Origin of the sequence: Ramlibacter sp. (assembly GCF_035627355.1) — a bacterium.
Classification (GTDB): domain Bacteria; phylum Pseudomonadota; class Gammaproteobacteria; order Burkholderiales; family Burkholderiaceae_C; genus Ramlibacter.
Genome location: NZ_DASPLW010000078.1, coordinates 1 through 7,878, shown reverse-complemented (window position 1 = coordinate 7,878; position 7,878 = coordinate 1). Strand labels below are relative to the sequence as shown.

At 72.2% G+C, this 7,878-nt stretch carries 8 protein-coding genes; 3 read left to right on the top strand and 5 right to left on the bottom strand.

Annotated features, from left to right (window positions below):
* The coding region (locus VEC03_RS18665; RefSeq protein WP_324918748.1) for an HAD-IC family P-type ATPase at positions 1 to 1,168 on the bottom strand (1,168 nt) is incomplete at its 3' end.
* Positions 1,169 to 1,320: 152 nt separating this feature from the next.
* On the opposite strand from VEC03_RS18665, the gene VEC03_RS18660 reads away from it, so the two are divergent.
* Together VEC03_RS18660 and VEC03_RS18655 are read left to right on the top strand one after the other, a co-directional pair.
* Complete coding sequence (locus tag VEC03_RS18660; RefSeq protein WP_324918745.1) at positions 1,321 to 1,512, top strand: heavy-metal-associated domain-containing protein; 192 nt, start codon at positions 1,321 to 1,323, stop codon at positions 1,510 to 1,512.
* 134 nt (positions 1,513 to 1,646) lie between these two features.
* The gene (locus tag VEC03_RS18655; RefSeq protein ID WP_324918742.1) at positions 1,647 to 2,924 is read left to right on the top strand and encodes a DUF4010 domain-containing protein; all 1,278 of its coding nucleotides are present in this window, start codon (positions 1,647 to 1,649) and stop codon (positions 2,922 to 2,924) included.
* Here VEC03_RS18655 and VEC03_RS18650 read toward each other — a convergent pair.
* Genes VEC03_RS18650 through VEC03_RS18640 form a run of 3 tightly spaced genes read right to left on the bottom strand, consistent with a single transcriptional unit; the run spans position 2,914 to position 6,712 of the window.
* On the bottom strand, positions 2,914 to 3,825 hold the full coding sequence (locus VEC03_RS18650; protein WP_324918739.1) for a ribose-phosphate diphosphokinase: 912 nt from the start codon (positions 3,823 to 3,825) through the stop codon (positions 2,914 to 2,916). The genes VEC03_RS18655 and VEC03_RS18650 overlap by 11 nt on opposite strands.
* Positions 3,822 to 5,348: a thymidine phosphorylase family protein gene (locus tag VEC03_RS18645; protein WP_324918736.1), complete on the bottom strand. Its 1,527-nt coding sequence runs from the start codon at positions 5,346 to 5,348 to the stop codon at positions 3,822 to 3,824. Before VEC03_RS18645 ends, VEC03_RS18650 begins: the two co-directional genes overlap by 4 nt.
* Entirely contained in the window at positions 5,345 to 6,712 is a 1,368-nt protein-coding gene (locus tag VEC03_RS18640) for an MBL fold metallo-hydrolase (RefSeq protein ID WP_324918733.1), read from the bottom strand. Before VEC03_RS18640 ends, VEC03_RS18645 begins: the two co-directional genes overlap by 4 nt.
* A 138-nt stretch (positions 6,713 to 6,850) precedes the next feature.
* Here VEC03_RS18640 and VEC03_RS18635 point away from each other — a divergent pair, with 138 nt between their 5' ends.
* Complete coding sequence (locus VEC03_RS18635) at positions 6,851 to 7,309, top strand: DoxX family protein (protein WP_324918730.1); 459 nt, start codon at positions 6,851 to 6,853, stop codon at positions 7,307 to 7,309.
* 92 nt (positions 7,310 to 7,401) lie between these two features.
* Here VEC03_RS18635 and VEC03_RS18630 read toward each other — a convergent pair.
* On the bottom strand, positions 7,402 to 7,878 hold a 477-nt coding region (locus tag VEC03_RS18630), incomplete at its 5' end, for an HAD-IC family P-type ATPase (RefSeq protein WP_324918728.1).

The window sequence follows — 7,878 nt, the reverse complement described above, 5'->3', positions numbered from 1 at the left end:
CGAGCGCACAGGGACAGGCGATCACCAGCACCGCGACCGCGTTCAGGATCGCCGCTTCCCAGTTGCCGGTGCCCAAGCCCCAGCCCAGCAGCGTCAGCAGCGCCAGCACCAGTACCACCGGCACGAACACCGCGCTGACCTGGTCCACCAGGCGCTGGATCGGCGCCTTCTTCGCCTGCGCCGATTCGACCAGCCGCACGATGCGCGCCAGCGTGCTCTCGGCGCCCAGCGCAGTGGCCTTCACCACCAGCAGGCCTTCGGCGTTGACCGAGCCGCCGGTGACGCGGTCGCCCGCGTGCTTGGCGATCGGCAGGCTCTCGCCGGTGATCATGGATTCGTCCAGGTGGCTGCTGCCTTCCAGCACTTCGCCGTCGGCCGGCACGCGCTCGCCGGGGCGCACCACGATGCGGTCGCCGAGCTTGAGTTGCGCGATCGGCAGTTCCAGTTCGCGGCCGTCGCGCTGCACGCGAGCGACGTCGGGCCGCAGCGCATTGAGCGCGCGGATCGCCGCCGTGGTCTGGCGCTTGGCGCGGCCTTCCAGCCACTTGCCCAGCAGCACCAGCGTGATCACCACGGCCGAGGCCTCGAAGTACAGGTGCGCCATGCCGTGCTCACCGTTGCGGAGCAGTTGCCAGACGCTCAGGCCGTAGGCGGCCGAGGTGCCTATGGCCACCAGCAGGTCCATGTTGCCGCTGCCCGCGCGCGCCGCCGCCCAGCCGGCCCGATAGAAGCGCGCGCCCAGCCAGAACTGCACCGGCGTGGCCAGCGCCCATTGCAGCCAGCCGGGCAGCATCCAGTCGCTGCCGGTGGCCATGGGGATCATCTGGGCCAGCAGCGGCAGCGACAGGATCGCCGAGAGGATCACCGGCCAGGCGCTGTGCAGCACGCTGTCGGCCGGTTCGGCGGGCGCCTCTTCGGCCTGCAGCACGTGCGCGTGATAGCCGGCCTTCTCGACGGCGGCGGACAGCGATTGCACGTCGGTGCCGGGATCGAGCAGGCACACCTCGGCGGTCTCGGTGGCGAGATTGACCTCGGCCGAGCCCACGCCGGGCACCTTCTTCAAGGCCTTCTCCACCCGGTTGACGCAGGAGGCGCAGGTCATGCCCTCGATCTGCAGCCGCACCGGCGGCAGGGAGGAGGGCGGAAGGGGGAGGGTGGCGGTGTTCATGCGGGCACTGTGAACCTTTCCATGATGGTAAGGTCAAGCGGGCTGGATTCAATGACGCGGGTCAACTTGGCCGCCCGGTGGCCGGCGCTTGACCTTGCCACAGTGGCAAGCTCCAGAGTGACGCTTCCATTTCCCTTCTTCCAGGAGTTCCCATGCACGAGTTCAAGTTGCCCGACATGAGCTGCGGCCACTGCGTCAAGGCCGTGACCGAAGCGGCCCACGAGGTCGATCCCCAGGCCCGGGTCCAGGTCGACCTGGACCGCAAGCGGGCCACCGTGGAGTCGACCCAGCCCAAGGAAAAGTTCGCAGAGGCGCTGACGGAAGCAGGGTACCCGCCGGCTTGAGGGCGTCCCGTCATTCCCGCGAAGGCGGGAATCCAGACCTCCGGCCTGTCCGAGGGCCGAGGGTGACGAACCGGGCGCAGGACGGCCAAGGGCCTGGCCGCCGTCCCATGGATCCATGGTGCAATCGGCCCCCGATGAGCAACCTGCCCCCCGACCTCGTCCCCACCCTGCAAGCCGTCGGCGGCGCCCTCGCCACCGGCCTGCTGGTCGGCCTGCAGCGGGGCTGGCAGGCGCGCGAGATGCCGGAAGGCGCGCGCGTCGCCGGGTTGCGCACCTTCACGCTGATCGGCTTCCTGGGCGGGCTGCTCGGCTGGGGCTGGCCCGAATCGCCCTGGCCGATCGCCGCCGGCCTGCTGGCCACGGGCGCGCTGTTCGCGGTCTCCTGGCCGCGCGCCGCCGACTTCGCCGGCACCTTGAGCATCACCAGCGCGATCGCGGCGCTGGTCACCTTCGTGCTCGGCGCCGTGGCCGGGCGCGGCCATCCGGTGCATGCGGTCGGTGCCGCCGTGCTGGTGGCGCTGCTGCTGGACCTCAAGGGGCCGCTGCACCGCGGCCTGCGCCGCATGCAGGAGACCGAACTCGATGCGGTGCTGCAGCTGGGCGTGCTCAGCGCCGTGATCCTGCCGCTGCTGCCCAACGAGGGCTTCGGCCCCTACGACGCCATCAATCCCTTCCAGCTCTGGCTGGCCGTGATCTTCATTGCCGCGCTCTCGCTGCTCGGCCACTGGGCCAGCCGCTGGCACGGCGTGCAGCACGGGCTGATGTGGGTCGGCGTGCTGGGCGGGCTGGCCTCCTCGACGGCCGCCACGTTGTCGCTGGCGCGATCGGTGCAGGCGACGCCGGCCCTCGCGCGGCCCGCCGCGGCCGCGGTGGTCGCCGCCAACGGGATGATGTTCATCCGCATGGCGGTGGTCGTCTCGCTGCTGCAGGGCGGCACCGGCCTGCGGCTGGTGGCGCTGCTGGTGACCATGGGCGTGGCCTGCTTCGCCGCGGCCGCCGTGCTGTGGCACGGCCGCGGGTCGGCGCAGGCACCGCAGGTCGAGGGCGAGGCCAAGCTGTTCGACCTGGGCACGGCCTTCGGCTTCGCGCTGGCACTGGGCGTGGTGGCCGTGCTGGTGCGCGCCGCGCAGGACCTGATGGGCACCGGCGGCGTCTATGCGGTAGCCTTCGTGTCGGGTGCCGTCGACGTCGACGCGATCGTGCTGGCGAGCGTGCACATGCTGGGCCGCGGCGAGCTGTCGGCGGGCGCCACCGCCACGGCCATCGTGCTGGCTGCGGTCGCGAACATGGTGGTCAAGCTGGGGATGGCCGCCACGCTCGGCGGCCGCGCGCTCGGCTGGCGGGTGGCGGCCGGCTACGGCGCCGCGGCGGCGACCGGCGCCGCCATCGCCGCGGTGGCGGCTATCGCCTGAGCGCCAGTCCGGCGGCGGCCTGCGCCAGTTCGCCGAACACGTCGATCGCCTCCGGCGCCTGCGTCAGCGTGTTGCAGGTCACCACCTCGCCGGCGCCGGCGGCCTGCAGCACCTCCATCGCGTCGGGCGCCAGCACCGCATGCACGCCGATGCACACCGGCGCCTCGCCGAAGGCCGCGCGCACGTGGCGCACGGCGGTGGCCATGGTGCGGGCGCTGGAGATGATGTCGTCGATCAGCACCGGCTGCCGGCCCTCCAGCCCCTCGGCTTGGGGCAGCGAGATCTCGACCGAACGGTCGCCCAGCCGCGTCTTGGTCAGTACCCGCACCGGACAGCCGACGCGCGCGGCAACGTCGCGCGCCCACTGCTCGCTCTCGCCGTCGGGTCCGATCACCACCGGCTGCGGCACGCGCTGGGTGATCCAGCGCGCGATCGCCGGCGCGCTGGGCGCCACTGCGGAGGGAATGCGGTAGATCACGTCCAGCGAGGGGTAGCGATGCAGGTGCGGATCCACCGTCACCAGCCGGTCGAAGGCCTGCGAGACGATGCGCGCGAAGGTGCGCGAGGTCACCGCCTCGCCGGGATGGAAGCGGATGTCCTGCCGCATGTAGGGCAGGTAAGGCGCCGCCAGGCTCACGCTGGCCGCGCCGAGTTCGCGTGCGGTATCGGCCAGGAACAGCAGCGTGAGCGACTGCGGGTCCGGGTCTCGCAGGGTCCCTATCACCCAAACGTGCGCGCCGTCGACGCTGTCGTGCAGCAGCAGGTAGGTCTCTCCGTCGGGAAAGCGGCGTGATTCCACGCGCGCCACGCGGACCTCGTCGCCCGAACAAGCGCGCAGGTGGGTGGCGAACCGTTCTGCGGCCGCTTCGGCACCGGGGGCAGGGAGGATGACCGTGCTCATGCGCCCTCCCCGATCCCGATCAGGCCCGGCTGCGCGCGCACGTAATCGGTGGCGTAGTCCAGTTCGCCCTGGCTGCGCGCATGCAGCACGTACAGCGGCTGGCCGCGCTCGACGCGCTGGCCCAGCTTGACCTCCAGCTTCACGCCGGCAACCGCATCGCCGGGCGCACCGGCCAGCTTGGCCGCCATGGCGATGCGGCGGTTGTCGATCGCTTCGACCAGGCCAGCGCGTTCGGCCGTGATGGCCCGCACGTGCGGCGCGCGGCCGGGCTCGCGCAGGCCGCCCTGGGCCTCGCAGATGGCGGCGAACTGGCGCCAGGCCGCACCGCTGTCCAGCGTCTGCCGCGCCAGCGCGAGGCCCTCGCCGGGCACGGCGCGCCCGGCCATCTCCAGCAACTGGCCGGCGAGCACCAGCGCCCGCTCGCGCAGGTCGGCCGGCGCATCGGGCCGCGACTGCAGCACGGCCAGCACGTCGTGCGCCTCCAGCGCCGGGCCGATGCCGCGGCCCACCGGCTGCAGGCCGTCGGTCTGCAGCACGCGCACCTCCAGGCCGATCGCGGCACCCACGTCCACCAGCGCCGCCGACAGCTCCGCCGCGGCGGCGACACTGCGCACCTTGGCGGTCGGCCCCACGGGGATGTCGATCAGCACCTGGCGCGATCCGGCCGCCGCCTTCTTGGACAGCACCGAGGCGACCAGCTGCGCCGTGCCGTCCAGGTCCAGCGGACGCTCGACGCGGATCAGCACGTCGTCGGCGGGGCTGAGCTGCACGGCGCCGCCCCAGACGATGCAGCCGCCCAGGCGCTCCACCACCCGGCGCATGGCGGGCAGGTCCAGCGCCACCGGCGCCAGTGTCTCCATGGCGTCGGCGGTGCCGGCCGGCGAGGTGATGGCGCGCGAGGAGGTCTTGGGCATGGCGACGCCGCACGCGGTGACGATGGGCACCACCAGCAGCGTGGTGCGGTTGCCCGGCAGGCCGCCCACGCAGTGCTTGTCGACCACGGTGTCGAACGGCCACTGCAGGCGCTCGCCGACGTCCACCATGGCGCGCGTCAGGTCGATCACCTCCTGCCGGTCCATGCGGTCGCCCACGCAGGCGGTGACGAAGGAGGCCAGGTGCAGGTCGGACAGGCGGCCGGCGGCGACGTCGCGCATCACGGCCAGCAGCTGCGGGTAGTCCAGCCGCTCGCCGTAGGTCTTGGCGCGGATGTGCCGCAGCGACTGCAGCACCGGCGGATGGCGGATCTGCAGCGGCTCGCCGCCCTGCAGGCCCAGCAGCCGCCAGGCCGCTTCCGACAGCCCCGCTTCGTGCACCTGCAGCCAGTCGGCCATCACGTGGTGCACGGTGGCCAGCACGCTGCGGCCGTCGTGCACCAGTTCGACCCGGGCCTGGGCCTCGAACCCCTCGGCCAGGCAGACCGCGCAGTCCGGCCGCATGTAGACGATGGGCGCCTGGTAGGTATCGATGCCGGCCCGCCGGGCGACCAGCGTCGCCGGCGCCGGCTTGGCGTGCGCCGCCGTCACAGCTCGACTTCCTGGCGCTGCTCGGGCACGGAGCAGGCGAAGCCGTGCGTGTCCTCGATCGCCAGCCGCAGGCTGTCGGCGGCGGCGGGCTCGCCGTGGGTGACGAACACCTGCCGCGGCGCCGAGGGCAGCCGGCCGATCCAGCGCAGCAGCTCGTTGCGGTCGGCGTGCGCCGACAGCGAGCCCAGGCTGACCACCTCGGCACGCACCTTGACGTATTCGCCGTGGATCTTGACCTCGCGCGCGCCGCCGGCCAGCAGCGCGCCGCGGGTGCCGGCGGCCTGGTAGCCGGCCAGCAGGATGGTGTTGCGCCGGTCCGGCGCGAAGGCCTTGAGGTGGTGCACCACGCGGCCGCCGGTGGCCATGCCGCTCGCCGCGATGATGACTGCCGGCACCTTCAGCTCGTTCAGGCGCTGCGACTCGGCCACCGTGTTGACGATGCGGGCCGCTTCGCACATCGCGCGGCACTGCGCCGAGCCCAGGCGGTGCTGCGCGCGGTAGCGCACGTAGATCTCGGTGACGTCGGCCGCCATCGGGCTGTTGAGGAACACCGGCACGTCGGGCATGCGCCGCTGTTCCTTCAGCTGCGCCACCAGGTGCATCAGCGCCTGCGCGCGCCCGACCGCGAAGGCCGGGATCACCACCACGCCGCCGCGCGCGGCGGTGCGGCTGACCACGTCCGCCAGCGTGGTGGCGGGGTCTTCCTCCTGGTGCTCGCGCTCGCCATAGGTGGACTCGATCAGCACGGTGTCGGCGGCCGGCGGCGTCTCCGGCGGCTTCATCAGGATGTCCTCGTCGCGTCCCAGGTCGCCGGAGAACAGCACCGAGCCGCCGTCCCACTGCACGTGCACGCTGGCCGCGCCCAGGATGTGGCCGGCCGGGACGAACTGCATGCGCAGGCCGGGGATGGGCTCGAACGCCGCGTGGAACTCCGTGCGCCGGAACTGCCGCAGCATGCGGCGCGCGTCGTCCTCGGTGTACAGCGGCAGCGCGGGCTTGTGCTTCGAGAAGCCGTGCCGGTTGGCGAACTCGGCTTCTTCCTCCTGCAGGTGCCCGGAGTCGGGCAGTAGCAATCCGGCCAGCTCGACCGAAGCTTCGGTGGCGTGCACCGGACCGCGGAAGCCCTGCCGGGCCAGCGCCGGCAGGTAGCCGCTGTGGTCGATGTGGGCGTGGGTGAGCACGACCGCGTCGACGCTTTGTGGGTCGACCGGGAAGCGGTCCCAGTTGCGCAGGCGCAGCTGCTTGAGGCCCTGGAACAGGCCGCAATCGACCAGCACGCGGCGGCCGCCGTGCTCCAGCAGGTAGCGCGAGCCGGTGACGGTGCCGGCCGCTCCCAGGAAGGTGAGGGTGGTGCGTGAACTCATGCCTTCACGAGGATACCTGCCGCGAATGCAAGGCCAGGGTGCATGGACAGCTGGGCCGTTGCATACTCCGCTAGCAGAAGTGGGCCCCATCGGAGCTGACCCAGCTCAACCACTTCGCAACGAAGAGGAGACATCTGCATGAACACGACGACGACCCAGACCTACTCGGCCGGTCCCGGCCTGGCCAGCTCCGGCGCGCAGGATGCCGCCACGCTGATCGGCCGCGTGCTGCTGGCCTGGCTGTTCATCCCCGCGGGTTGGGCCAAGATCGCCGGCTTCAGCGGCGTGGTGGGCTACATCTCGTCCAAGGGCGTGCCGATGCCCGAGGTCTGCGCCGCGATCGCCATCGCGCTGGAGCTCGGCGCCGGCCTGCTGCTGCTGGTGGGCTGGAAGGCGCGCTGGGCCGCACTGGCGCTGGCCATCTTCGTGGCGGTCATCACGCCCATCTTCCACGGCTACTGGGCCGTGGCCGAAGCCCAGCAGGGCCTGCAGCGCCAGATGTTCTGGAAGAACATCGCCGTGGTCGGCGGCCTGCTGGTGGTCTGGGCCTTCGGGCCTGGGCGCTGGAGCCTGGACGGGAAGAAGGCGCAGGGCTGAGTCAGCCCAAACGGGCCTCCACCCTAAGGTAGGGCGGAGGCCTGGATTCCCGCCTTCGCGGGAATGACGAGATCGGTTGGGAATGACGGCATTCACCCCTTCGCCCGCCCCAGCCGCAGCGCGTTGAACACCACCGACGCCGAGCTCAGGCTCATGGCCAGTGCGGCCACCATGGGCGACAGCAGCCAGCCCGTGAAGGGGTACAGCAGCCCCGCCGCCAGCGGCACCCCCAGCGCGTTGTAGACGAAGGCGAACATCAGGTTCTGCTTCATGTTCGCCACGGTCTGCTGCGACAGCCGGCGGGCCGAGGCGATGCCGCGCAAATCGCCCTTGACCAGCGTGAGCTGGGCGCTGTTCATGGCCACGTCGGTGCCGGTGCCCATGGCGATGCCGACGTCGGCGCGCGCCAGCGCCGGTGCGTCGTTGATGCCGTCCCCGGCCATGGCGACCACGCGGCCTTCGCGCTGCAGCTGCTCCACCAGCCGCAGCTTGTCGGCCGGCTTCACTTCGCCGTGCACCTCGTCGATGCCCAGCCGTGCCGCCACCGAACGCGCGGTGGTGAGCCCGTC